The 23,513-nt window shown below is 70.0% G+C and carries 23 protein-coding genes; 11 read left to right on the forward strand and 12 right to left on the reverse strand.

What is annotated here, in order from left to right; all coding sequences use genetic code 11:
- Positions 1 to 15: 15 nt before the first annotated feature.
- Positions 16 to 714, reverse strand: coding sequence for a lysophospholipid acyltransferase family protein (locus V2S05_RS05230; RefSeq protein ID WP_413634261.1), 699 nt, complete (start codon positions 712 to 714; stop codon positions 16 to 18).
- Positions 715 to 829: 115 nt separating this feature from the next.
- On the opposite strand from V2S05_RS05230, the gene V2S05_RS05235 reads away from it, so the two are divergent.
- Positions 830 to 2,656, forward strand: a complete 1,827-nt coding sequence (locus V2S05_RS05235; protein WP_413634262.1) for an AMP-dependent synthetase/ligase — start codon at positions 830 to 832, stop codon at positions 2,654 to 2,656.
- An 87-nt stretch (positions 2,657 to 2,743) separates the two neighbouring features.
- On the opposite strand, the gene def is transcribed toward V2S05_RS05235, so the two are convergent.
- Both def and V2S05_RS05245 read right to left on the reverse strand, forming a co-directional pair.
- On the reverse strand, positions 2,744 to 3,235 hold the full coding sequence (gene def / locus V2S05_RS05240; protein WP_413634263.1) for a peptide deformylase: 492 nt from the start codon (positions 3,233 to 3,235) through the stop codon (positions 2,744 to 2,746).
- The gene (locus tag V2S05_RS05245) at positions 3,235 to 5,205 is read right to left on the reverse strand and encodes an AAA family ATPase (protein WP_413634264.1); all 1,971 of its coding nucleotides are present in this window, start codon (positions 5,203 to 5,205) and stop codon (positions 3,235 to 3,237) included. The genes def and V2S05_RS05245 overlap by 1 nt, the downstream gene beginning before the upstream one ends.
- Before the next feature lie 141 nt (positions 5,206 to 5,346).
- On the opposite strand from V2S05_RS05245, the gene V2S05_RS05250 reads away from it, so the two are divergent.
- The gene (locus V2S05_RS05250; RefSeq protein WP_101186900.1) at positions 5,347 to 6,159 is read left to right on the forward strand and encodes a ParA family protein; all 813 of its coding nucleotides are present in this window, start codon (positions 5,347 to 5,349) and stop codon (positions 6,157 to 6,159) included.
- A gap of 137 nt (positions 6,160 to 6,296) precedes the next feature.
- On the opposite strand, the gene V2S05_RS05255 is transcribed toward V2S05_RS05250, so the two are convergent.
- From V2S05_RS05255 to V2S05_RS05265, 3 genes are all read right to left on the reverse strand, one after another.
- Positions 6,297 to 6,842, reverse strand: coding sequence for a MerR family transcriptional regulator (locus V2S05_RS05255; protein ID WP_271637318.1), 546 nt, complete (start codon positions 6,840 to 6,842; stop codon positions 6,297 to 6,299).
- Between the two features lie 100 nt (positions 6,843 to 6,942).
- A complete protein-coding gene (locus V2S05_RS05260; protein ID WP_413634266.1) occupies positions 6,943 to 7,632 on the reverse strand; it encodes a MerR family transcriptional regulator in 690 nt (229 codons plus the stop codon).
- Entirely contained in the window at positions 7,632 to 8,114 is a 483-nt protein-coding gene (locus tag V2S05_RS05265; RefSeq protein WP_271637316.1) for an FHA domain-containing protein, read from the reverse strand. Before V2S05_RS05265 ends, V2S05_RS05260 begins: the two co-directional genes overlap by 1 nt.
- A 132-nt stretch (positions 8,115 to 8,246) precedes the next feature.
- Between V2S05_RS05265 and lpdA the strand changes: the two genes are divergently transcribed.
- Positions 8,247 to 9,644: a dihydrolipoyl dehydrogenase gene (lpdA, locus tag V2S05_RS05270; RefSeq protein WP_413634267.1), complete on the forward strand. Its 1,398-nt coding sequence runs from the start codon at positions 8,247 to 8,249 to the stop codon at positions 9,642 to 9,644.
- A 66-nt stretch (positions 9,645 to 9,710) separates the two neighbouring features.
- Here lpdA and V2S05_RS05275 read toward each other — a convergent pair whose 3' ends face one another.
- The 5 genes from V2S05_RS05275 to V2S05_RS05295 form a co-directional block, all read right to left on the reverse strand.
- Positions 9,711 to 10,445: a methyltransferase domain-containing protein gene (locus V2S05_RS05275; protein ID WP_413634268.1), complete on the reverse strand. Its 735-nt coding sequence runs from the start codon at positions 10,443 to 10,445 to the stop codon at positions 9,711 to 9,713.
- Positions 10,435 to 11,670 (reverse strand): type III polyketide synthase, encoded by a 1,236-nt coding sequence (locus tag V2S05_RS05280; protein ID WP_413634270.1) that lies wholly within the window; start codon positions 11,668 to 11,670, stop codon positions 10,435 to 10,437. Before V2S05_RS05280 ends, V2S05_RS05275 begins: the two co-directional genes overlap by 11 nt.
- Positions 11,671 to 11,732: 62 nt before the next feature.
- Complete coding sequence (locus V2S05_RS05285) at positions 11,733 to 12,350, reverse strand: CYTH domain-containing protein (RefSeq protein ID WP_413634272.1); 618 nt, start codon at positions 12,348 to 12,350, stop codon at positions 11,733 to 11,735.
- Positions 12,351 to 12,363: 13 nt separating this feature from the next.
- On the reverse strand, positions 12,364 to 12,579 hold the full coding sequence (locus V2S05_RS05290; RefSeq protein ID WP_413634274.1) for a response regulator: 216 nt from the start codon (positions 12,577 to 12,579) through the stop codon (positions 12,364 to 12,366).
- Positions 12,580 to 12,621: 42 nt separating this feature from the next.
- Positions 12,622 to 13,092 carry a prepilin peptidase gene (locus tag V2S05_RS05295; RefSeq protein WP_413634275.1) on the reverse strand — a complete coding sequence of 157 codons (471 nt, stop codon included), beginning with the start codon at positions 13,090 to 13,092 and terminating at the stop codon, positions 12,622 to 12,624.
- 156 nt (positions 13,093 to 13,248) lie between these two features.
- Between V2S05_RS05295 and V2S05_RS05300 the strand changes: the two genes are divergently transcribed.
- From V2S05_RS05300 to V2S05_RS05310, 3 genes are read left to right on the forward strand one after another with little or no spacing between them, the layout of a single operon-like run.
- The gene (locus V2S05_RS05300; protein WP_271637309.1) at positions 13,249 to 13,977 is read left to right on the forward strand and encodes a hypothetical protein; all 729 of its coding nucleotides are present in this window, start codon (positions 13,249 to 13,251) and stop codon (positions 13,975 to 13,977) included.
- On the forward strand, positions 13,974 to 15,545 hold the full coding sequence (locus V2S05_RS05305; RefSeq protein ID WP_413634277.1) for a DNA polymerase Y family protein: 1,572 nt from the start codon (positions 13,974 to 13,976) through the stop codon (positions 15,543 to 15,545). Before V2S05_RS05300 ends, V2S05_RS05305 begins: the two co-directional genes overlap by 4 nt.
- On the forward strand, positions 15,545 to 19,090 hold the full coding sequence (locus V2S05_RS05310) for an error-prone DNA polymerase (RefSeq protein WP_413634279.1): 3,546 nt from the start codon (positions 15,545 to 15,547) through the stop codon (positions 19,088 to 19,090). Before V2S05_RS05305 ends, V2S05_RS05310 begins: the two co-directional genes overlap by 1 nt.
- Before the next feature lie 32 nt (positions 19,091 to 19,122).
- Here V2S05_RS05310 and V2S05_RS05315 read toward each other — a convergent pair whose 3' ends face one another.
- Positions 19,123 to 19,488, reverse strand: coding sequence for a hypothetical protein (locus V2S05_RS05315; protein ID WP_413634280.1), 366 nt, complete (start codon positions 19,486 to 19,488; stop codon positions 19,123 to 19,125).
- A 77-nt stretch (positions 19,489 to 19,565) separates the two neighbouring features.
- On the opposite strand from V2S05_RS05315, the gene V2S05_RS05320 reads away from it, so the two are divergent.
- From V2S05_RS05320 to V2S05_RS05340, 5 genes are all read left to right on the forward strand, one after another.
- Positions 19,566 to 21,818: an MMPL family transporter gene (locus tag V2S05_RS05320; protein ID WP_413634281.1), complete on the forward strand. Its 2,253-nt coding sequence runs from the start codon at positions 19,566 to 19,568 to the stop codon at positions 21,816 to 21,818.
- A complete protein-coding gene (locus V2S05_RS05325; protein ID WP_413634282.1) occupies positions 21,815 to 22,246 on the forward strand; it encodes a pyrimidine dimer DNA glycosylase/endonuclease V in 432 nt (143 codons plus the stop codon). Before V2S05_RS05320 ends, V2S05_RS05325 begins: the two co-directional genes overlap by 4 nt.
- Entirely contained in the window at positions 22,228 to 22,356 is a 129-nt protein-coding gene (locus tag V2S05_RS05330) for a hypothetical protein (protein WP_413634283.1), read from the forward strand. The genes V2S05_RS05325 and V2S05_RS05330 overlap by 19 nt, the downstream gene beginning before the upstream one ends.
- Positions 22,357 to 22,491: 135 nt before the next feature.
- Entirely contained in the window at positions 22,492 to 22,752 is a 261-nt protein-coding gene (locus V2S05_RS05335) for a Rho termination factor N-terminal domain-containing protein (protein WP_413634285.1), read from the forward strand.
- 44 nt (positions 22,753 to 22,796) lie between these two features.
- The gene (locus V2S05_RS05340) at positions 22,797 to 23,492 is read left to right on the forward strand and encodes an NADPH-dependent F420 reductase (RefSeq protein ID WP_413634287.1); all 696 of its coding nucleotides are present in this window, start codon (positions 22,797 to 22,799) and stop codon (positions 23,490 to 23,492) included.
- The last annotated feature ends 21 nt before the right edge of the window (positions 23,493 to 23,513 follow it).

The raw sequence follows: 23,513 nt of genomic DNA on the forward strand, positions 1-23,513 counted from the left end.
AAGCAGCGCGGTCGGTCAGGGGCGCCCCGGCGCGCCGGCCGGCAGACGGTCCTTCACGGTGGACGCGTACACGTCGTCGTAGCGCTGGGCGCCGAGTCGCTGCAGCGCGATCATGATCTCGTCGGTGACCGCTCTGAGGATGTATCGGTCGTTCTCCATGCCCTCGTAGCGTGAGAAGTCGAGCGGCTCGCCGATCACGATGCCGACGCGCATGATGTTCGGGATGCGCTGGCCGATCGGCATCGCCGTGTCGGTGTCGACCATGACCACCGGGATGACCGGGACCTTCGCCTCCAGCGCCATGCGTGCGATGCCCGTGCGCCCGCGGTAGAGCCGTCCGTCGGGGCTTCGCGTGCCCTCAGGGTAGATGCCCAGCAGATCACCGCGGCCGAGGATCTGCAGGCCGGTGTTCAGAGAGGCCTCGGATGCCTTTCCTCCGGAGCGGTCGATCGGGATCTGCCCGGTGCCCTTCATGAAGACCCGCGTCGCCCACCCCTTCAGACCCCGCCCGGTGAAGTAGTCGCTCTTGGCGAGGAACGACATCGGTCGGTCGATGAGCAGCGGCAGGAAGATCGAGTCGGCGAAGGACAGATGATTGCTCGCCAGAATGGCCGCGCCGCTGGTGGGGACGTTGTCACGCCCCACGATCCAGGGTCGGAAGATCGCCTTGACCAGCGGACCGATCGCGACGTACTTCATCAGCCAGTAGAACATCGAGGGAAGTCTACCGCCGAGGCGACATCGGCGACCGAGTTTCTTGAAGGATGCGACTGGGTCTCATGCCATAGACTTCTTGCACACCCGTCCGATCGGTGCCGAAGGAGCTGCCGTGGTCCAGTTCGAAGTCCCCGCAATCGTCCCTGCCGACCCCGAGGGAAATGTCAGCGACCTGCTCGCCGAGCGGGTCAGGAAGACCCCTGACCTCGCCCTGTTCAGCGTGCCGGAAGGCAGCGGATGGCGCGATATCTCGGCGAAGGACTTCGAGACCGCGGTCATCGCTCTCGCCAAGGGATTCGTCGCCGCCGGCATCCAGCCCGGTGAGAAGGTCGGCTTCATCGCGAAGACCACCTACGACTGGACGCTCATCGACTTCGCGCTGTTCTACGCGGGCGCGGTGATGGTGCCCATCTACGAGACCAGCTCCCCCGCTCAGATCCAGTGGATCATGGAGGACTCCGGGGCGACAGCCCTGATCGTCGAGTCGGCCGAGCACTTCACCCGCGCCGACGAGGTACGCGGTGACCTGCCGCTCGTGCGCGAGATATGGCAGCTGCACCTCGGCGCGATCGACACCCTCACCGCACGCGGGGCTGAAGTGGACGACGCTGAGATCGAGCGCCGTCGCGGCATCGCCGTCGGCTCCGACATCGCCACCCTGATCTACACGTCAGGCTCGACCGGTCGCCCGAAGGGCTGCGTGCTCACGCACAGCAACTTCGTCGAGCTCTCGCGCAACTCCGCGAAGGCCCTCGACGAGGTCGTCTCGGCGCCCGGCGCCTCGACCCTGCTGTTCATCACGACCGCGCACGTGTTCGCACGGTTCATCTCGATCCTCGCCGTGCACTCGGGTGTGCGCACCGGGCACCAGCCCGACACGAAGCAGCTGCTTCCCGCGCTCGGCTCGTTCAAGCCGACGTTCCTGCTCGCTGTGCCCCGGGTGTTCGAGAAGGTCTACAACTCCGCCGAGCAGAAGGCGGAGGCAGGCGGCAAGGGCAAGATCTTCCGCGCAGCGGCCGCGGCGGCGATCGAGCACTCCACCCTGCTCGAGGAGGGCAAGCCGATCCCGTTCGGCCTGCGGATGAAGTTCGCGCTCTTCAACAAGCTCGTCTACAGCAAGCTGCGTGAGGCCATGGGCGGCAACGTGTCCTACGCCGTGTCGGGCTCGGCGCCCCTCGGCGCCCGCCTCGGACACTTCTTCCACAGTCTCGGCGTGGTGATCCTCGAGGGCTACGGCCTGACCGAGACGACCGCCCCTGCGACGGTCAACCTCGCCCACAAGTCGAAGATCGGCACGGTCGGCCCCGCACTGCCCGGCGTGGGCGTGCGGCTGGCCGACGACGGCGAGATCGAGGTCAGGGGCATCAACGTCTTCAAGGAGTACTGGAACAATCCCGAGGCCACCGAGGCCGCCTTCGACGACGGCTGGTTCCGCACCGGCGACCTGGGCAGCTTCGACTCGGAGGGCTTCCTCACGATCACCGGTCGCAAGAAGGAGATCATCGTCACGGCGGGCGGCAAGAACGTCGCCCCGGCGATGCTCGAGGATCCGATCCGCTCGAACCCCATCGTGAGCCAGGTCGTCGTGCTGGGCGATCAGAAGCCGTTCATCTCGGCCCTGGTCACCCTTGACAGCGAGATGCTGCCGACGTGGCTGGCGAACAACGGTCTTCCCGCCGACATGTCGCTGAGCGAGGCCAGCCGCAACGCGGCGGTGCGCGAAGAGGTGCAGCGTGCGATCGACCGCGCGAACAAGACGGTCTCCCGCGCCGAGTCGATCCGCAAGTTCACCATCCTGCCGGTGGAGTGGACCGAGGCGAGCGGTCACCTGACACCGAAGATGTCGATCAAGCGCAACGTCATCCTCGAAGACTTCGCCGACGCGGTGGCCGATATCTACGACACCCCCGTCCAGACGACCACGACGCCCCTGGGCTGACCTTCACACGTCGACGCCCCCTCGGAGCGTCCGCGCCCCCTCGGGCGACGGGCCCCAGAGGGGGCGTCGACGTTCAGAGACTCGACGTCAGAACCAGTCGCTCTCGCGCACCTGCCGCATGGCGAGTTTGCGGGTCTCGCCCTCCAGCCGGCTCAGGTAGACACGTCCGTCGAGATGGTCGGTCTCGTGCTGCAGCGCCTGCGCGAGCAGACCGTCACCCTCGAGCACGACCGGTTGGCCGTCGAGGTCGATGCCCTCGACACGAGCCCACGGATGCCGAGGGGTGTCGTGCCACAGGCCGGGCACCGACAGGCATCCCTCCCCCGTCGGCACGGCCTCGCCGCGCACCTCGGTGAGCACGGGGTTGATGACGTAGCCGATCTCTCCGTCGACGTTGTAGCTGAAGGCACGCAGAGCGAAGCCGATCTGGTTCGCCGCCACTCCGGCGCGACCGGGCAGCTCGACGGTGTCGATGAGGTCGGCGATGAGGGCGCGCACACCGTCGTCGATCTCGCCGATCGGTTCGCAGACGGTGCGCAGCACCGGGTCGCCGTAGAGGCGGATCTCGCGGACGGTCATCAGGCAGCCTTCGCTCTCAGGCCCTCGATGAGAGCGGCGGCGACCTCTCGAGCAGCCTGGCGAGTGGCCGGCTGCAGGCTGCCGAAGTCGATGGCGCCTCCGCCAGCGATCTGCGGGTCGTACGGAATGCGCAGCACATGCTTGGCGCGGGTCGAGAAGTGCGCCTCGAGCTCGCCCAGCCGCACCAGCGGCGCGCCGGGATTCGACTGGTTCAGCACGACGATCGCCTCGCGGGCGAGAGAAGCGTATCCGTTCGACTCGAGCCAGGTGATCGTCTCGGATGCCAGGCGCGCCTCGTCGACGCTCAGACCCGAGACGATGACGAGCTGGTCGGCGAGGCCGAGGGTGGCGCCCATCACGGAGTGGACGATGCCCGTGCCGGAGTCGGTGAGGACGAGCGAGTAGTACTGCGCGGCGACGGTGGCCACATCGCGGTAGTCCGCGTCTCCGAACGCCTCGGACACCCGCGGGTCTGCATCGGAGGCGAGCACGTCGAGGCGCGTCTCGTCGCGGGCGACGAGCGCCGAGACGTCGTGGAAGCCGCGGATGTCGCGCTGCGCGCGCACCAGGTCACGGACCGACCTGGTGTGCGAGCCGACCACGCGCTCGGCCAGGGTGCCCCGGTCGGGGTTCGCATCGACGGCGATGACGCGGTCGTCGCGTGCATCCGCCAGTGCCATGCCGAGCAGTGCGGTGACCGTCGTCTTGCCCACACCGCCCTTGCGCGAGAGCACGGGAATGAAGCGCGCAGTGCCGGTGAGGGGCGCGGCGATGCGCGCGCTGAGCTGCTTGCGCTCGCGGGCCTTGCGGCTGTCACCGACGTTGATCCGGCCGCCCGAGATCGAGTAGAGCAGGTGGCTCCAGGTGCCCTCCGGCTCGGGCTTCGCCACGCGGGCGGGGTCGAGCAGCCGGTCGGCGGTCAGCAGGTCGGCGGTCTCGCTGGTCGCAGCGGACCCGAGGTCGTCGAGTCGCTTCGACGTCAGCGCGATCTCGGCGGGCTGAGGTGCCACGGGCCGGGGCGCGGGTGCACGGTCGGGGGATGCCATGGGCGCGGTCTCCTCTGCGGACTCGGCCGGTCGGGGCGGATCGATCCGCACGGCTGCATGCTCGGGCGTCCGGGCGACGTCGGCGGGCTCGGGACGATCCTGCTCGTCGTCGACATCGCCGGGCACGTCGACGAGCCCGTCACCGTCGCCAGCGTCGTCAGAGTCGTCGACGTGGTCGGCCTCGTCGACATCGGCATCGCCGTCATCGTCATCGTCGTGGACGTGGTCGACCTCTACGACGTCATCGTCGTCGTCATCGTCATCGTCATCGTCATCGTCGTGGACGTGGTCGTCGTCGTCATCGTCGTCATCGTCATCGTCATCGTCATCGTCGTCATCGTCATCGTCGTCGTCATCGACGGCCGAAGCGGGAGTCTCGTCGACATCAGGCTCAGGCTCAGGCTCCGGCTCAGGCTCAGGCTCAGGCTCAGGCTCAGGCTCAGGCTCAGGCTCAGGCTCAGGCTCGGTTTCAGAGATGTGCTCGTCGACGCCATCCAGTGCCGATCCGCTGAAGTCGTCGACGTCATCGACGATCTCCGCGTCGACGGTCACCTCATCCGCTGCCGGGCCCCCGGGCTCCTCTGCGCCGCTCAGCGCCTCCGGCGCGGCGACCGGCAGGTCTTCGGCCGGAAGCTCGATGACGATGTCCGGCGCCTCCTGCTGGATTCGGGCGAGCACGTGGGGGTCGGCGACGGCCGACGTGTCGATGATGAGGTCGGTGACCAGCGCCGCGACCTCGCCGCCGACGACCTCGTCGTCGACCGCGTCGTCATCGGCGTCGTCGTACTCACCCGTGGGCAGCACGACCTCGACGTGCGCGGTGCCGCCGACCAGGCCGATTCCCGTCGTGTCGGAGGACGGGGTGTCATCGAGGACACCCAGCGAATCGTCATCCTCGGGACCGACGTTGTTGTTCGGGTTCACGGTTCACTCCCAGCTCGCACCCTGGTGGGCGCCCGACAAGGTTAGTGCGCCCGCCTGATCCCCGGCAAAAGCACTGTCCGGCCCGGACGCACCGCCCGACGCTGAGCGCCGCCCGAAGGAGCGCACGGTAACGTGTAGGTCGTGCACGTACTCAGCGTCAGCTCCCTAAAGGGAGGCGTCGGAAAGACGACCGTGACTCTCGGTCTCGCCTCCGCCGCCTTCGCCCGTGGCATCCGGACCCTGGTCGTCGACCTCGATCCGCAGTCCGACGTGTCCACCGGCATGGACCTTCAGATCGCCGGACGGCTGAACATCGCCGACGTCCTCGGCAATCCCAAGGAGAAGGTGGTGCGCCAGGCGATCACCACCAGCGGGTGGGCGAAGGTGCACCCCGGCACGATCGATGTGCTGATCGGAAGCCCGTCGGCGATCAACTTCGACGGACCGCATCCCAGCGTGCGCGACGTCTGGAAGCTGGAAGAGGCTCTGGCGACCGTCGAGAGCGAGTACGACCTCGTGCTGATCGACTGCGCCCCGTCACTCAACGCCCTCACGCGCACCGCCTGGGCTGCCAGCGACCGCGTGATGGTCGTCACCGAGCCCGGCCTCTTCTCGGTCGCCGCCGCCGACCGCGCACTGCGCGCCATCGAGGAGATCCGCCGCGGTCTCTCCCCTCGCCTCCAGCCGCTGGGCATCGTCGTGAACCGCGTGCGTCCGCAGTCGATCGAGCACCAGTTCCGCATCAAAGAGCTGCGCGACATGTTCGGCCCCCTCGTGCTGTCGCCTCAGCTGCCCGAGCGCACGTCGCTGCAGCAGGCGCAGGGCGCCGCGAAGCCGCTGCACATCTGGCCGGGCGACTCCGCCCAGGAGCTCGCGGCCGACTTCGACGCGCTGCTCGATCGCATCATCCGCACCGGCCGTGTGCCCGTTCCTGAGAGCGGCGCGACGGCCTGAGTGCCCCAGCGCACAGAAGAGAGAAGCCGCCCCTCGGGGCGGCTTTCTTCGTCTACACCAGATAGGTACCTGAGCCTACGCTGGGTTCCTGAGCTCGCCGCGTGCACTGAACGAGCGCAGCGAGTCGACGTGGAGGATCAGGCGGTGCGCTTGGAGCGACGCGCGGCGAGTTCGTCGACCGGGTCGGGCGCGGTGGGGTCGAACTCGACGAGCGTGGACTCCACCTCGCGCAGCACCTTGCCGACGGCGATGCCGAAGACGCCCTGTCCGCGGCTGACGAGGTCGATCACCTCGTCGTTCGAGGTGCACAGGTAGACCGACGCGCCGTCGCTCATCAGCGTGGTTCCGGCGAGATCACGGATGCCCGCTGCGCGGAGCTGCTCGACCGCGGTGCGGATCTGCTGCAGCGAGATACCGGTGTCGAGCAATCGCTTCACGAGCTTGAGGACGAGGATGTCACGGAAGCCGTACAGGCGCTGGGAGCCGGATCCGGAGGCGCCGCGCACGGTCGGGACGACCAGTTCGGTACGCGCCCAGTAGTCGAGCTGGCGGTACGTGATGCCCGCAGCACGAGCGGCGACGGCACCGCGGTATCCGACCTCGTCGTCCATCGCCGGCAGACCGTCGGTGAACAGGAGTTCGGTCACGAACCGCGGGTTGCCTGCAAGCCCATCCGCACTCATACTCTGTCCCTCCTGAACGGCTTATCCCCCACGGTAGAGCAGGACCCCTGCCCCGGCAACGACATCCGACCCGCGGGGAAGGTGTGTCGCAATCCGTTCGTTACGAAAGCACGCGCTCGAGCGATTGGGCCACGAGCTGGCGGCGCACCTCGTCGATGTGCGTGGCGAGCTCGGGGGCGAGTTCCGCCGCCCTCCCCCGGGATGCCGCGTCGGTGCGACGCAGCAGCGTCGACAGCGCCGACTCGATCAGCGCCGCCTCGCGCTCGGCGTTCTGACGCATGCTGCGCAGGTGGCGAGGTTCGATGCCGTGGCGGGCGAGCGTCACCAGCCCCGACAGCATCGTGGCCGCCTGATCGGTGTAGTGCTCGGCCGCCACGATCAGCCCGGCACTGATCGCGTCGTTGAGCAGCTGCGGAGTCGCACCCGTGTGCAGCAGCAGCTCGTCGCGTCGACGGCGTCGGGCCGGCGGCGAGATCGACGGAGGAGCGATGCTGCCCCATCCCTCGCCCTTCGCCTCGGCTTCATCGAGCTGCTCGCGGATCACGCTGAGCGGGAGGTAGTGATCGCGCTGCAGGGTGAGGCCCGCACGCAGACGCTCGAGGTCCGAGGCGGAGAACTTCCGGTAGCCGGACTCGGTGCGCGACGGAGTGACGATGCCCTGCACCTCGAGGAAGCGCAGCTTGCTGGAGGTGAGCTGGGGGAACTCGGGGGTGAGCCGAGCAAGGACCTGACCGATGCTCAGAAGACCCGCGGATGCGGAGCGGTCCCTGGCGGCGCCGGCCGCCGCCATCAGTCGATCGCCGTCGCGAGGTCGATCGGCGACGCGAAGAAGTTCATCCGGAACTTGCCGATGCGCAGCTCGTAGCCGTTGGCGAGCTCGCTGCGGTCGACGCGCTCTCCGTTGACGTAGGTGCCGTTCAGCGAGCGCTGGTCGACGATCTCGAACGCCGTTCCCGAGCGGGTGATCTCGGCGTGACGACGCGAGACGGTGACGTCGTCGAAGAAGATGTCCGCCTCGGGGTGGCGCCCCACAGTGGTGACATCGGAGTCGAGCAGGTAGCGGGCACCCGCCAGGGCACCGGCTCGCACGAGCAGCAGCGCGGACCCGGACGGCAGTGCGGATATCGCGGCCGCCTCGGGTTCGGTGAGGTCGGCGCCGAAGGGCACGAAGGAGAGATCGGAGTCGTGCCCGAACGTCTGTGTCACGTCGTGGCGCTTCTCGCCGCCGCTGCGGTGGATAGCGCCTCCGGCGCCGATGCTGTCGTCTGTCACGGTTCTCCCTCCTCCGGCACTCCAGACTATCTGATGCGCGGACCAGGGAGGAGGCCCGATACAGGCCGACTCGTCACTTTCTGTCGGGTCCCGCGCCCGCTCGCACCTTCGGCCAGGGATTAGGCTGAGGGCATGCCACACTACGATGTCGTCATCCTCGGCGCGGGCCCTGGCGGATACGTCGCCGCCGTCCGCAGCTCCCAGCTCGGCCTGTCCACCGCGATCATCGAGGAGAAGTACTGGGGCGGTGTGTGTCTGAACGTCGGATGCATCCCCTCGAAGTCGCTCCTGAAGAACGCCGAGGTGGCCCACACCTTCACCCACAAGGCCGACTTCTTCGGCATCTCGGGGAATGTGAGCTTCGACTTCGGCGCGGCGTTCGACCGCAGCCGCAAGGTGGCGGAGACGCACGTCAAGGGCATCCACTTCCTGATGAAGAAGAACAAGGTGACCGAGTACGAGGGTCGCGGCACCTTCACCGGCCCGAAGGCGATCTCCGTCGCGAAGAGCGACGGGTCATCGGAGGAGATCACCTTCGACAACGCGATCATCGCCACCGGCTCGACCGTGCGACTGCTGCCCGGCGTCGAGCTCAGCGACAACGTCGTCACCTACGAGGAGCAGATCCTCTCGCGCGAGCTTCCCGAGTCGATCGTCATCGTCGGTGCCGGCGCCATCGGCATGGAGTTCGGCTACGTGATGACGAACTACGGCGTCAAGGTCACGATCATCGAGTTCCTCGACCGTGCACTCCCCAACGAGGACCCCGAGGTCTCGAAGGAGATCCAGCGTCAGTACAAGAAGCTCGGCGTCGACATCCTCACCTCCACCGCGGTGAAGACCGTCACCGACAAGGGCTCCGAGGTCGTCGTGACCTACGAGACCCGCGACGGCCAGCCGGGCGAGATCACAGCGGGCAAGGTGCTCATGTCGGTCGGCTTCGCGCCGAACATCGAGGGCTTCGGCCTCGACAAGACCGGTGTGAAGCTCACCGAGCGCGGCGCGATCGACATCGACGACCACATGCGCACCAACGTCGAGGGCATCTACGCGATCGGCGACGTCACGGCGAAGCTGCAGCTGGCCCACGTGGCCGAGGCGCAGGCTGTCGTCGCCGCCGAGACCATCGGCAAGGCCGAGACCCAGACGCTGGGCGACTACCGCATGATGCCGCGCGCCACGTTCTGCCAGCCGCAGGTCGCCAGCTTCGGCCTCACCGAGGAGCAGGCGAAGGCCGAGGGTCGCGAGATCAAGGTCGCCAAGTTCCCGTTCAGCGCGAACGGCAAGGCCAACGGCCTGGGCGAGCCGGTCGGCTTCGTCAAGCTGATCGCCGACGCCGAGCACCTCGAGCTCATCGGCGGCCACCTCATCGGACCCGATGTGTCCGAGCTTCTGCCCGAGCTGACCCTCGCGCAGAAGTGGGACCTCACCGCGCTCGAGGCCGCACGCAACGTGCACACCCACCCGACGTTGTCGGAGGCGCTGCAGGAGGCCTTCCACGGTCTCGCCGGTCACATGATCAACATGTGACATCCCGTCTCGAGAAGGAGGCCCGGTCCGCTCGGACCGGGCCTCCTTCCGCATTGTGGGCCCGTTTCAGTAGAGGTGGCCGGCGTGCACCAGCAGGAGCCGCGACGGGAACCGCCGCTGGACGCGCCATCCCGGCGGCGCGACGGCGGCGAGCTCCGCCGCGGTGTACGAGCGGCGGATGCTGAGCAGCCCGTCTTCGCGGATGAACGAGTTCTTCAGCAGGGTGCCGGCGATCGGCCGGGTGAGTGCGTCGAAGAGCGCGTAGGCCGTCCGGCTTCGGGCGATGTCGCTGTGGACGGCGATGCCGCCCGGGGCGGTCAGGCGCGTGGAGTCGTCGAGCAGGTCAGCCAGTTGCGGCGCGCTGAGATGGTGCAGCACGTGGTTGGAGAGCACGACGTCGAACGGCTCCCCCTCCGCGACGAGCTGCGCGCTCGACACGCAGCGCCAGCGCACGAGCCCCTCGTCGTCGGCATCCGACGCCCAGCGCACCGCCCGCGCGTCGATGTCGGCGCCGATCACCTCGGCGCGGATGCCGTCTCTGCGCAGCCGGCGAGCGACGTACCTGGCGATGTCGCCTCCCCCGCAGCCGATGTCGAGCACGCGGATCCGGCCGTGCCGCGCGCGCGGGTCGATCTCGCGGCTGTGCAGGCCGCGCCTGCCCGCCAGGATCGCGTTGACGTACGGGAAGCGCGCGTAGGTTCGCGCGAGCATCTCGGGATCGGCGTCGTCGGCATCCATCCGCTCGGGCAGATCGATCGCGCGCCGGCGCAGATCGATGGCGGAGCCGCGCTCAGCGCTCATCGCCGAGACCGGCGACCGCGTCACGACCGGCGATGGCGTCGCGACCGGACACGGCGTCGCGACCGGCGACCGCGTCACGACCGGCGATGGTCAGAAGCGCGCTCTCGGCGGTGAGACCCGGCCCGAACGCCATCGCGGCGACGCGCTCGCCCGGCTGCGGCGACTTGTGCTCGAGAATGCGCTGCAGCACGAACAGCACCGTCGCGCTCGACATGTTGCCGCGCGTGCGCAGCACCTCGCGCGCCGGCGCCAGCTGACCGTCGTCGAGCCCAAGTCGCTCCTGCACGCGATCGAGGATGCTGCGCCCGCCCGGATGGATCGCCCAGTGCCGCACGAGCTCGCCGATCGGATGCCGGCCGAGCCCGCCCGCGGTGCCCTCGTCCCCCTGCCACAGAGCGTCCAGCGCGTCGTCGATGTGCGTGCCGATCAGCTGCGGCACCCGCGTCGAGAGCACCATCTCGAACCCCGTGTCACCCACCGTCCACGCCATGTCCGCCTCTCCGTCCGGAATGAGCGCGGTGTGGAATGCGTCGATGACGAATCCCGGGGCGTCGGTCGGCAGAGGACGAGCGGTGACGAGGGCGGCAGCGGCCCCATCGGCGAACAGCGACGAGGCGATGATCGCATCGGGGTCGTCCGACGAGCGCAGATGCAGGGTGCACAGCTCGACGCTGGCCACCAGCACGACCGCATCGGGGTCGGCCCGGCAGAACTGGGCGGCGGCGCGCAGCGCCGGTAGGGCGGCGTAGCAGCCCATGAACCCGAGGTGGTAGCGCTGCACGGCGGCGGAGAGCCCCAGGGCGCGGACGATGGCGTAATCGGGTCCGGGCGCGTGGAAGCCGGTGCACGAGACGGTGACGACGTGCGTGACGTCGGATGCCGAGAGGTCCGGGTCGGCCGCGAGGGTGTGCCCGGCGGCCTCGATGAAGAGCCGGTCGGCCTCGCGCGCGTAGATGTCGTTGCGCACCGCGGTGCCGGGTTCGAGCAGCTCACCGGTGGTGCGTTCGAGGAACTGCGGTGCGTCGATCTCGGCCGCGGGGTCGAGCTCTGCGAGCACGGTGTGTCGCGTTTCGACCCCGGCGCCGTCGAAAGAGGTCGCGATCAGTCGCTGCGCGAGCCGAGACAAGCCGGGCTGCGCGGCGAACATGTCGCGGATCGTGTGCTGTTCGAGCGTCACATCGGGTACGAGCGTTCGGATGGAGCGCAGCTGCACAGCATGATTCATGATGCGACTCAAGCACGTCGGGCGAGACCGATGAAAGGGGTTGCGCAGCCGGTGGTGTTCGGTCAGTGACCGAGCGCCCTGGCGAGCTTCGATCCGGACGACGGCTCGCGACCGCCCGCCTTCCTCACGGCCGTCTCGACCGCCGCGAAGAACGCCTCCCGTCGAGCCGGATCACCGGGAGCGGCGGGACCGAGCTCCATCTCCCACTCGCGCCATTCGCGGCGCGTCCCGGTGCGCAGATCCGTCGCCCGCACGTGGTCGTCGACGAACTCGGCGATCACGCCGTCCGCGCCCAGCAGGTGGAAGGCGGTACGGGAGTTCTCGATGCGCGCGAGCGGCTGCAGCTCGGCATCCGTCCACTGCGCGACGGTCTCGGCGACCGCATCGGGCAGCCGATCGGTCTCACCGAGCGGCCAGCCGAGTTCGAGCCGGCCGTCGCCCTGCCGCGGCCCTTTGATGTGCCAGCCGGCGTCCGGCCCTCCGGTGCGCCTGCGCACGGCGACGCCGAGACGTGCGAGCGCGGCGTCCGCCGTGTCGAAGTACCGGGCGTCGAGCTCTCTCGGCTCGCCGTCCGTCACTGCGACGACGCCGGGGACGTCCGACCAGTCCGGCAGTCGCGTGTCGGCATCCGCGTCGTACTTGCGCTCGACCTCGAACGAGCGCTGCGGCTCTGCACTCACGTGCGTCGCGCGGTCAGTCGTCGCCGGGGGTGATGTCGTCGCCCGCCTCGACGAACCAGAAGACGGTCTCGGTGGGACCGTCGTGCTCGCCGGTGTTGGACGCCTCGCCCTCGCGCCGGTAGGTGAGCTGGGTCTCGCTGTAGGGCAGGATCAGGGAATCCTGATCTGCATCGTCGAGCAGGATGATCTGCCCGTCGAGCGGGCCGCCGTGAAGTCGTGCGATAGCCATGTGCTCACCCTATCCCCCTGCGCCGACACACGTCCGATGCGCTCACGAGAGCCCGATCGCGAGGGCTGCGCCGATGATCATCCACGGCCCGAACGCGATCTGCGTGTGCCGGGTGGCCCGCCGCAGCCCCATCAGGACCAGCGCGTGCAGAGCGCCGAGCAGGAATGCCGCGGCTGCGCCGAGCACGAGGATCTGCCAGCCGTGCCAGGCCAGCACCAGCCCGATCACGGCGGCCAGCTTCACATCTCCCCCGCCCATGCCCCGTCGCGACGCGAGGCGCAGCACGGCGAAGAACGCGCCGAGTGCGAAAGCGCCGAGCAGGGATCGCGTCAGCCGCTGTCCGTCGCCCGTCGCCAGCCCCTCGACGACGACGAGCAGGATCAGGGCGCCCAGCGCGGGCAGCACGATGCGGTTCGGCAGCCGGTGCGTGCGCGCATCGATCGCGATGAGCCAGGCGCCGACTGCGGCGAGCCCGAGGTGCACGATCAGCACGGCGACGGAGTGAGCAGTCACGCTCGCAGGCTAGGCGAGAAGCGGCAGACGTCGTCGAGGGCCTGTGGAGAACGTCGGCGGGGCTGCGGGATGACGGCGTGCGTGACGATGTCGGATGTCCGAATTAGCCTCGCAGGACGACTTGAAGTGTTCGAAGATCTATTCGAGGATGGATGCATGGGGATCAGAACGACCGCGGCACTCTCCCCCGCCGACGAACGGGCAGGGGACATTCTGCGCCTGCGACGCGAGATCGGACGCATGCAGCGCCGTCGCAGCGACGACGCGCATCTGCCGATGCCTGCAGCGCTGCAGGACCTGCTGCCCCAGGGTGGGCTGCAGACGGGCACCGTGTACTCGGTGTCGCCCTCGCCGAGCCTGATCTTCGCGCTGATGAGCGCGCTCTCCCAGCGAGGCGGCTGGTGCGCTGCGGTCGGCATGCCCACGCTCGGCCTCGAGGCGGCGACCGCCTTCGGCATCGATCTGTCACGGCTGATCCTCGTACCCGAGCCGGGCGAGCGCTGGCTCGCCGTCGTCTCGGCGCTGGCCGAGGTGGTGCCGCTGATCGCGATGAATCCCGGCTCTCGCGTGCGGGATGCCGATGCCGCTCGCCTCGCTGCGCGACTGCGCGACCGCGGCTGCACGTTGCTCACCACATCCCCCTGGCCGCAGGGCGAGGGTCTGATCACGCTGCACGACCCGCACTGGGAGGGGCTCGGCGAGGGGTGGGGGCTGCTGTCGGATCGCACGGTCACCGTCACCGCGCAGACCCGCTCCACGCCGGTGCCGAAGAGCCTGCGCGTGCGCCTGCCCGATGACCTGGGCCGCATCGACACCGCGGCCGAGCCCGCGCTCGATCCGCGCGAGGCGCTGCCGACGCACCCGAGCTGGGCGGTGGCGTCATGAGCATCGACGCCTCCACGCCGAGCGAGACGATGCGCGTGCACGTGCTGTGGTTTCCCGACTGGCCGCTGCGCGCCGCGCTGGGCACCGCACCCCCGCATCCGCCCACCGCCCTCGTGCGCGCCGGCGTCGTCTCGGCCTGCACCGACTCCGCCAGAGCGCACGGTGTGCGGGTCGGGCAGCGCAAGCGGCAGGCGCAGAGCAGCCTGCCGTCGCTGCGCATGCTGCCGCACGACGAGACCGCAGACGAGCGCGCCTTCCTGCCCGTGCTGCGGTTGATCGAGGCGCACGCACCCGGCGCGCACCTGCTGCGCCCCGGGCTCGCCGCGCTGCGCTCGCGGGGCATCTCGCGCTACCACGACGGGGAGGAGGGGGCTGCGGCCGCGCTGGTGCGGATGCTCTCGGATGCCGGATTCGGCGAAGTGCGCATCGGCGTGGGCGACGGCATGTTCACCGCCGAGCTCGCCGCTCGGGCCGCTCCCCCCGGTGGTGACGGGATCGACCCCTGGGCGGTGATCCCGCCGGGGGCGTCCCGCCGATTCCTCGCCCCACTTCCTCTGCACGCGCTCGGCGAGTCCGAGCTCGCCGACCTGCTGCGGCGACTGGGAGTGTCGACGCTCGGCGAGTTCGCGGCCCTCGATGCCCTCTCGGTGCGTTCGCGCTTCGGCGAGCACGGCGCGCGTCTGCACGACCTGGCATCCGGAGCCGACTCCCGACCGATCACCCCGCGGCCGCCCGACCCGCAGCTGGCACGCGAGGTGCAGTTCGAGACGCCGCTCGGGCAGTCCGATCAGATCGCCTTCGCCGTGCGGCAGACGGCGGATGCCGTGCTGCTCGCGCTCGCCGACGTCTCGGCCGTGTGCACTGAGGTGCGCATCGACCTCACCGACGACGACGGCGCGGTGTTCTCGCGCACCTGGCTGCATCCGACCTGCTTCGATGCCGGCGACCTGGTCGATCGGGTGCGCTGGCAGCTCGAGACGATCGTCGATGACGCGCCCGACGATGCCGCCCACGCCTTCCGCGGCATCGTCGGGGTGCGGCTCGCCCCGGTCGCAGTCGATGACGCCGCCCATCATCAGCCCGGCCTGTTCGGCTCGGGCACCGACGAGCGGCTGCACCATGCCGTCTCGCGCGTGCAGACGCTGCTCGGACATCGCGGGGTGAGCACGGCCGCGATGTCGGGCGGGCGCATGCTGGCCGACCGTCAGGTGCTCACGCCGTGGGGCGAGCGACCGCTCGTGCAGCGCGATCCCACGCAGCCCTGGCCCGGCCGCCTGCCTGATCCGCTGCCGACCGAGGTGTACACGCCGATGCGCCCGGTGCGGGTGAGCGGCGCGGAGGGCGCCGAGATCCGCATCGACGAGCGCGGCGCCCTGTCGACACCGCCAGCGTTGATCGAAGACAGCGAGGTGGTGGGCTGGGCGGGTCCGTGGCCGGTGCACGAGCACCGGTGGGATGCCGAGCGCGCCCGCTCCGGGCACCGCTTCCAGCTGCTCGATGCCGGGCACCGCGCCTGGCTGGTGTTCCACTCGGCGGACGGCTGGTGGGCGGAGGGCCGGTACCGCTGATGAACTGGCACAACAATCCCGGCCAGACGTGGCATCAGCTCGAGCGCACCCTCGATCTGCAGCGTCCTGCTCCGGTGCAGAGCGAACCGGTGCGCCCTCGAGCCGATCCGGGTCCGGTGAGCCGGCGTCGCCGAACGACGGCTCACCTCGAGGTGCAGCGGCCGGCTGATGCCGTGCCCTACGCCGAGCTGCATGCGCACTCGTGGTACTCGTTCCTCGACGGCGCCTCCTCTCCTGAGGACCTGCTCGCTGAGGCCGAGCGCCTCGGCCTCAGCGCCCTCGCGATCACCGATCACGACGGCTTCTACGGGGCGTCCCGCTTCGCAGAGGTGGCCGAGGCGATGGATGCCGGGGTGCAGACCGTGTACGGCGCCGAGCTCTCGCTCGGCATCGCCGAGAACCCGGCTCGCACCCGCTCGCGGGTGCGGGCCGGCACTCCCGACCCGGAGGGCGATCACCTGCTCGTGCTGGCTCGCGGCACCGAGGGCTATCACCGCCTCTCCGGCGCCATCTCGGCCGCCCAGCTGCGCGGCGGCGAGAAGGGCCGTCCGGTCTACGATCTCGAAGAGCTCGCCGCGCGGGCGGACGGGCACTGGACGGTGCTGACCGGATGCCGCAAGGGAGCCGTGCGCCGCGGGCTGGAGCTCGGCAATGCGGAGACGCCGCTGCGGCGGCTCGTCGATCTGTTCGGGCACGATCGGGTGGCGGTCGAGCTGTTCGATCACGGCGACCCGCTCGACACCCGCCGCAACGATGCCCTCGCCGAGCTCGCCGCGCGCCTGCGGCTGCCCGTGGTGGCGACGAGCAATGCGCACTACGCCTCACCCGAGACGGCGCGGCTGGCCGAGGCGGTGGCCGCGGTGCGGGCGGTGCGCAGCATGGACGACCTCGACGGCTGGCTGCCCGCGCACGGCGGGGCGCATCTGCGCAGCGGCGCCGAGATGTCCGCCCGGTTCCGCCGCTATCCGGGGGCGATCGAGCACGGGCTGCGGCTCGCCGCCGAGTGCGCCTTCCCGCTGCGATCCGCACGCCCTGCGCTGCCGAAGCAGGAGGTGCCGAACGGGCACACGCCGATGACCTGGCTGCGCCACCTCGTCCGGCAGGCGGTGCCCGAGCGGTACCCGCGTATCGACGCAGCGGGGTGGGCGCGGATCGAGCGCGAGCTCGACGTCATCGAAGAGAAGGACTTCCCCGGGTACTTCCTCATCGTGCACGGCATCGTGCAGGAGGCCAGACGGCGCGGCATCCTGTGCCAGGGCCGGGGGTCGGCCGCGGCGAGCGCGGTCTGCTATCTGCTGGGCATCACCGCGGTCGATCCGATCCTGTACGGACTGCCGTTCGAGCGCTTCCTCGCCACCACCCGCACCGAGGAGCCCGACATCGACGTGGATTTCGATTCCGACCGCCGTGAGGAGATCATCCAGTGGGTGTACGAGACCTACGGCCGCGAGCGCGCCGCCCAGGTCGCGAACGTGATCCAGTACCGCCCGAAGAACGCCGTGCGCGACATGGCGCGGGCACTGGGATACTCCCCCGGTCAGCAGGATGCCTGGTCGAAGCAGGTCGACGGGTGGAGCTCGGGGCTGCAGCCGGTGGAGGGTCACGACATCCCCGATGACGTGCTGGGCTATGCCGATGACCTGCTGCGAGCGCCGCGGCATCTCGGCATCCATTCCGGCGGGATGGTGCTCACCGACCGTCCGGTGGGCGAGGTGGTGCCGGTCGAACACGCCCGCATGGAGAAGCGCACGGTGATCCAGTGGGACAAGGACGACGCGGCCTCGATGGGGCTGGTGAAGTTCGACCTGCTGGGGCTCGGGATGCTCGCAGCCCTCCAGCACTGCTTCGACCTCATCCTGGCGTCCACCGGCGAGCGCTGGACGCTCGAGACGATCCCCAAGGAGGAGCCGGGGGTCTACGACATGCTCTGCCGAGCCGACTCGATCGGGGTGTTCCAGGTCGAGTCTCGGGCGCAGATGGGTCTGCTGCCCCGGCTGCAGCCGCGCTGCTTCTACGACCTCGCCATCCAGATCGCCCTCATCCGGCCAGGGCCCATCCAGGGCGGTGCGGTGCATCCGTTCGTGCGTCGCAAGCTCGAGAAGGACAGGGTGGATGCCGAGAACCGCGAGCGCGTGCGCCGGGGCGAACAGCCTGTGCCCTTCGACATCCCCTACCCGCACCGCGACCTGGAGCCGATCCTGAAGCGCACGCTGGGCGTGCCGATCTTCCAGGAGCAGCTGATTCAGATGGCCACCGCGATCGGCGACTGCACCGCCGACGAGGCGGATCTGCTGCGCAGGGCGATGGGTTCGAAGCGCGGTCTGGAGAAGATCGAGAAGGTCAGGGCGAAGCTGTACGCCGGGATGGGCCGGCGGGGTCTGAGCGCGGAGGTCTCGGATCGGATCTATGCGCAGATCCAGGCCTTCTCGAACTTCGGCTTCGCCGAGTCGCATTCGCTGTCGTTCGCGCTGCTCGTCTACGCCAGCTCATGGATCAAGCTGCACTATCCGGCGGCGTTCCTGGCAGGGCTGCTGCGGGCGCAGCCGATGGGGTTCTACTCGGCGGCCTCCCTCACGGCGGACGCCCGCCATCACGGCGTGCAGGTACGCAGGCCCGACCTGCACGCGTCCGGCGTGATGGACGGCCTGGAGCCGATCGACGCGGGTCCGGATGCCGGAACCGGGCCGGACGCAGGAACCGGGCCGGACGGCAGTTCAGGACCGGGCGGCGGGCCGGGGCCCACCGGGCGGGATTCCTGTGCGTCATTCGACCAGCCGGCTCCCCTGCGGTTCGACATCTCCGCCCCGGACGAGTCGGCCGCGCACCGACGCGACGGCCGGTTCGCCGTGCGACTCGGCCTGTCGGGGGTGCGCGGGATCGGCGTGAAGCTCGCCGAGCGGATCGTGGCGGCACGTGACGAGCACGGGCCGTTCCGCGACCTGCATGACCTGGTGCGCCGCACCGACGCCACGACAGCGCAGATCGAGGCGCTGGCCACAGCCGGAGCCTTCGAGTGCCTGGGGCTCAGCAGACGTGAGGCCATCTGGCTCGCCGGTGCCGCCGCCGAAGACCGGGCGCGCTTCCTGCCCGGCACCGCCCTGTCGGTGCAGCCGCCGCTGTTCTCCGACCAGTCGGGGTACGAGCGTCTGGCGGCCGACCTGTGGGCGACGGGCGTCTCGATCGACGATCATCCGATGTCGCACCTGCGGGCCGCGCTCGACGAGCGGGGCGTGCTCACCTCCGCCCGGCTGCGCACTCACGAGACCGGGCGGCGCATCGAGGTCGCTGGAGTGGTCACACACCGGCAGCGTCCGGCGACGGCCAGCGGCGTCACCTTCCTGAACCTGGAGGACGAGCACGGGCTGGTGAACGTCATCTGCTCGACGGGAGTCTGGGCCCGCTATCGCCGGGTGGCCCGCGACTCCCCCGCGCTCATCGTCCGAGGGCTTCTGGAGCGCTCCCCGGAGGGTGTCACGAACGTGCTCGCCGACGCGTTCGAAGACCTGCGCACCGGCCTCGCGCACCGCTCCCGCGACTTCCGCTGAGCATCAGTCCACGATCCGCGCCGAGCCCGCGATCACCAGAACCGCTCCGGCACCTCGGCGGGCGGCTTGTCGGCGCCGCCCCAGCGGTCCGACTCCGCCTTGGCCGCCGCGGCCGCGGCATCCGCCTCGCTGAGCGCCTCCTCTGCGGCCGAGACCGCGTCCGAGAATCCGACGACGAGAGTCGTGCGCGGGTGGCGGATCGACTCGGTGACCCGGCAGTCGCGCACGACGGCCCGCCAGACATCGACCCGCTCCTGCGCGACGTCGCGCACCTCGTACTGGATGCCCCGGTCGAGGTCGCGCACGGCGATCACCGTCCCGTCGACCGCCTGCGCGATCTCGACGCGATTCCCCCTCGGCACCGGCGCGGATGCCGCGATGACGAGTGTTCTCTGCATGCCCTCATGCTAGGCCTGTCAAGTCCTCCGGCGACCTTTCTCCTGCCCGGTACCGTTGCTCTGACGAGAGGACCCCGATGAACACGCGAGCGCAGCTCCGCCAGCAGCAGCAGAAGAAGAAGCCGAAGACGCTGTTGCGCGTACTGATCTCGGCCGCGCTCATCCTCCTCTGGCTCACCGGCGCGGGGCTCGGCGGACCGCTGTTCGGCAAGATCGACGAGGTCTCCTCGAACGACCGCACGGCCTACCTGCCCGAATCGGCCGACGCGACCGAGGTGCAGTCCGCTCTCGACGATTTCCTCGGCTCCGATTCGATCCCGGCGGTGGTGGTCTTCGACTCCGACGACGAGATCGACGACGCGCTGCGGGACGACCTGGCATCCGCGCTCGAGAAGGCGACGACCGCCGAGGGCGTCAACGACGGCTCCTCCCCCGTGATCGTCTCCGACGACGCACTCGCCGCCCAGGCGTTCGTGCCCATCGACGCCGACGCCGATATCGGCGAGATCTCCGCGGCGCTCTCAGCCGACCTGCGCGAGAGCGTGCCCGACGGCGTCGACGTGTACATCACGGGACCTGCCGGCTTCACCGCCGACCTCGTCGCCGGATTCGCCGGCATCGACGGCATCCTGCTGCTCGTCGCTCTCGCCGCCGTGCTCGTCATCCTCGTGATCGTGTACCGCTCACTGCTGCTTCCCCTCGTCGTGCTCAGCACCAGCCTGTTCGCGCTGTGCGTGGCTCTGCTGGTCGTGTGGTGGGCGGCGAAGTTCGGCATCCTGCTGCTGAGCGGTCAGACGCAGGGCATCCTCTTCATCCTCGTCATCGGCGCCGCGACCGACTACTCGCTGCTGATGGTCGCGCGCTTCCGCGAAGAGCTGCACATCACCGAGAACAGGTGGACGGCGGTCGCGGCGGCCTGGCGCGGCTCGTTCGAGCCGATCCTCGCCTCCGGCGGCACCGTGATCGCCGGCCTGCTGTGCCTGCTGCTGAGCGACCTGAAGTCGAACAGCACGCTCGGTCCGGTGGCCGCGATCGGCATCGTCTTCGCGATGCTGGCCGCGCTCACGCTGCTTCCCGCCCTGCTCGGCCTGTTCGGCCGGGCCGCGTTCTGGCCCAAGCGCCCGAAGTACGAGCCCGAGCGGGTGGCCGACGCGAGCCCGCTGCAGGGGCGCGGACTGTGGCCGAGGCTCGCGCGCGGCATCCGCACTCGCCCGCGCCTCATCTGGATCTCGACGGCGATCGTGCTGGCGATCGCCGCGGTGGGCGTCGTGCAGCTGGACGCCAAGGGCGTGCCGCAGTCCGATCTCGTGCTCGGCGCCTCCGAGGCCCGCGACGGTCAGAAGGTGCTCGGCGAGCACTTCCCGGGCGGATCCGGCAGCCCCGCGTACGTGCTCGTCGACGAGGACCGGCTGCAGGATGCTGCCGACGTGCTGCTCTCCGACGACGGCGTCGACGGTGTCACCGTGACCGCGGAGGACTCGCCGTCGGGCAGCGCCCCGGTCACCGAGGACGGCATCACCGCCCTCGGCCCTCCGGGAACTCCCGCGCCGGAGCCGACGGTCATCGACGGGCGTGTGCTGCTGCAGGGCACCCTCACCGACGCTGCCGACTCGGCGGATGCCGAGGCGACGGTCGACCGGCTGCGCGCCGAGCTCGACGAGACCGGCGCCAAGGTCGGCGGCGTCACCGCGACGGCCGTCGACACGAACACCGCCTCGATCCACGATCGCAACCTGATCATCCCCGTCATCCTCGGCGTGATCCTGGTGATCCTCATGCTGCTGCTGCGCGCGGTGCTCGCACCCGTGCTGCTGATCCTCACCACCGTGCTGTCGTTCGGTTCGGCGATGGGCGTGGCTGCGCTGCTGTTCAACGGGGTCTTCCAGTTCCCGGGGGCCGACCCGGCGGTGCCGCTGTTCGGCTTCGTTTTCCTGGTCGCGCTGGGCATCGACTACAACATCTTCCTGATGACCCGGGTGCGCGAGGAGTCGACGCGTCACGGCACACGCGAGGGCATCCTGCGCGGGCTCGCGGTGACGGGCGGTGTGATCACCTCCGCCGGGCTCGTGCTGGCGGCGACGTTCGCGGCGCTGTCGGTGATCCCCATCCTGTTCCTCGTGCAGCTGGCGTTCATCGTCGCCTTCGGCGTGCTGCTCGACACGTTCGTCGTGCGCTCGCTGCTCGTGCCGGCGCTCAGCTACGACATCGGCAGGGCGATCTGGTGGCCGTCGAAGCTCAGCCGCCGCGATGCCGAGCCGGCTGTGGCGTCCGATGCCGAGCAGGGCGTCGAGCCGGCGGCCACGAACCCGGAGGAGCCGAGCCGCAGGTGAGGATCTGGTCACTGCATCCCGCGCACCTCGACAGGGCGGCTCTGGTCGCCTGCTGGCGGGAGACGCTGCTCGCGCAGGCGGTGCTCGCCGGGCGCACGAAGGGGTACACCAGGCATCCGCAACTCGAGCGGTTCCGCGCGCAGGCGGACCCGCTCGCGTCGGTCGGCGCGTACCTGTCGTCGGTCGCGGATGAGGCGGATGCCCGGCGCTACCGCTTCGATCGAACGCGGATCCTCGCGCCGACATCGCCGGTCGCCCTCATCCCGGTGACCGATGGCCAGCTGGCGCTGGAGTGGCAGCACCTCGGTGCGAAGCTCGATCAGCGCAGCCCGGTGGATGCCGTGCGCTGGCGCGCCTCGACTCCCGCCCCGCATCCGCTGTTCACCGTCGTGCCCGGGCAGGTGGAGCTGTGGGAGCGGGCCATCTGATCAAGCTCTTCGACGCGGCCCGTGACTCGCGCGAGGTGGGCGACATCCGCGAGCGTCCGCAGACCGCGGGCGAGCATCCGCCGGGCATCGACGAAGCCGCCTGGGGTTGAGCGGCCGGCGGTTTTCGAAGGTGCGCGGATAGGCCGCCTCCGTCGGCGTGTCAAGGCCGTTCGACTGCCGCAGTGCCGTGCGTAGGGTCGTCCCCAGTCGCTGACCGCGACGTCCGACGATCCGAGGAGGCGGCCATGCCGAACCAGCCAGAGCTCAAGGACGAAGAGCTGTACGAGAAGCTGCGCGACGAGGGCGCATCGAAGGAGAAGGCGGCGCGCATCTCGAACGCGGCCGCCCGCGACGGCCGCTCGGCGGTCGGACGCCGGGGAGGCAAGTCCGGCGACTACGACGACTGGACGGTCGAGGAGCTGAAGAAGCGCGCGAAGGAGCTCGGCATCGAGGGCTACTCCGACAAGCGCAAGGCCGAGCTCATCACGATGCTGCGCGACCACTGAGCACGCCGCGCCGGCGCCCCGATGAGCACCCGTACGATGACGGGGTGACTGTCATCTCGCCGATCGAGACGCTGGGCATCATCGGCGCCGGCCGGCTGGGTCGGGTGCTGGCCGCTCTCGCGGTGAGTGCCGGCTACCGGGTCGTCGTCGCGCGATCAGGCGACCCCGCGCCTATCGCTCGGGCGATCGCCGCGATCGGAGCCGAGGCCGCGACGGTCGGCGACCTGGTGGCGATGTCGGATGCCATCGTGCTGGCGCTGCCGCTCGGCGAGTACCGCACGCTGCCGGCTGAGCAGATGAGCGGGATGCTCGTCATCGACGCCATGAACTACTGGTGGGGCGCCGACGGAGACCGTCCCGACCTCGACGACCCGCGCACCTCCACGAGCGAGCTGGTTCAGCGGCACCTCGCGGGCGCCCGCGTAGTCAAGGGGCTGGGGCACATGGGGTACCACGACATGGAGGACGAGGCTCGCCCAGCCGGGGCACCCGATCGCAAGGCCATCGCGATCGCCGGTGATTCGGCCGAGGACCTGGATGTCGTGTCGAGGCTGGTCGACGACCTGGGTTTCGATCCGGTGATCGCCGGCCCACTGGCATCCGGCATCATGCTCGAGCCGGGAGCCGACGCCTTCGGCGCCGACGTCGGCGCTGATGAGCTGCGCGAGATGCTCGACGGGTTCGAGACGTCGCGGCGCGGCATCGTCGTCGCACGGGCGAGACGCTCTGCATCTTCCTGACGGATGCTCGCCTCGCCCGCG

It is taken from the genome of Microbacterium sp. OR16, from assembly GCF_047306725.1.
In the GTDB taxonomy this organism is placed as follows: Bacteria; Actinomycetota; Actinomycetes; order Actinomycetales; family Microbacteriaceae; genus Microbacterium.

Bases quoted from the DNA above. Each gene is read 5' to 3' on its own strand.
- V2S05_RS05320 (WP_413634281.1), top strand. From the start codon at position 19,566: ATGAACACGCGAGCGCAGCTCCGCCAGCAGCAGCAGAAGAAGAAGCCG.
- V2S05_RS05310 (WP_413634279.1), top strand. From the start codon at position 15,545: ATGAACTGGCACAACAATCCCGGCCAGACGTGGCATCAGCTCGAGCGC.
- V2S05_RS05275 (WP_413634268.1), bottom strand. From the start codon at position 10,445: ATGAGCGCTGAGCGCGGCTCCGCCATCGATCTGCGCCGGCGCGCGATC.
- V2S05_RS05230 (WP_413634261.1), bottom strand. From the start codon at position 714: ATGTTCTACTGGCTGATGAAGTACGTCGCGATCGGTCCGCTGGTCAAG.
- V2S05_RS05290 (WP_413634274.1), bottom strand. From the start codon at position 12,579: ATGGCTATCGCACGACTTCACGGCGGCCCGCTCGACGGGCAGATCATC.
- V2S05_RS05260 (WP_413634266.1), bottom strand. From the start codon at position 7,632: ATGGCGGCGGCCGGCGCCGCCAGGGACCGCTCCGCATCCGCGGGTCTT.
- lpdA (WP_413634267.1), top strand. From the start codon at position 8,247: ATGCCACACTACGATGTCGTCATCCTCGGCGCGGGCCCTGGCGGATAC.
- V2S05_RS05315 (WP_413634280.1), bottom strand. From the start codon at position 19,488: ATGCAGAGAACACTCGTCATCGCGGCATCCGCGCCGGTGCCGAGGGGG.
- V2S05_RS05335 (WP_413634285.1), top strand. From the start codon at position 22,492: ATGCCGAACCAGCCAGAGCTCAAGGACGAAGAGCTGTACGAGAAGCTG.
- V2S05_RS05305 (WP_413634277.1), top strand. From the start codon at position 13,974: ATGAGCATCGACGCCTCCACGCCGAGCGAGACGATGCGCGTGCACGTG.
- def (WP_413634263.1), bottom strand. From the start codon at position 3,235: ATGACCGTCCGCGAGATCCGCCTCTACGGCGACCCGGTGCTGCGCACC.
- V2S05_RS05280 (WP_413634270.1), bottom strand. From the start codon at position 11,670: ATGAATCATGCTGTGCAGCTGCGCTCCATCCGAACGCTCGTACCCGAT.
- V2S05_RS05300 (WP_271637309.1), top strand. From the start codon at position 13,249: ATGGGGATCAGAACGACCGCGGCACTCTCCCCCGCCGACGAACGGGCA.
- V2S05_RS05255 (WP_271637318.1), bottom strand. From the start codon at position 6,842: ATGAGTGCGGATGGGCTTGCAGGCAACCCGCGGTTCGTGACCGAACTC.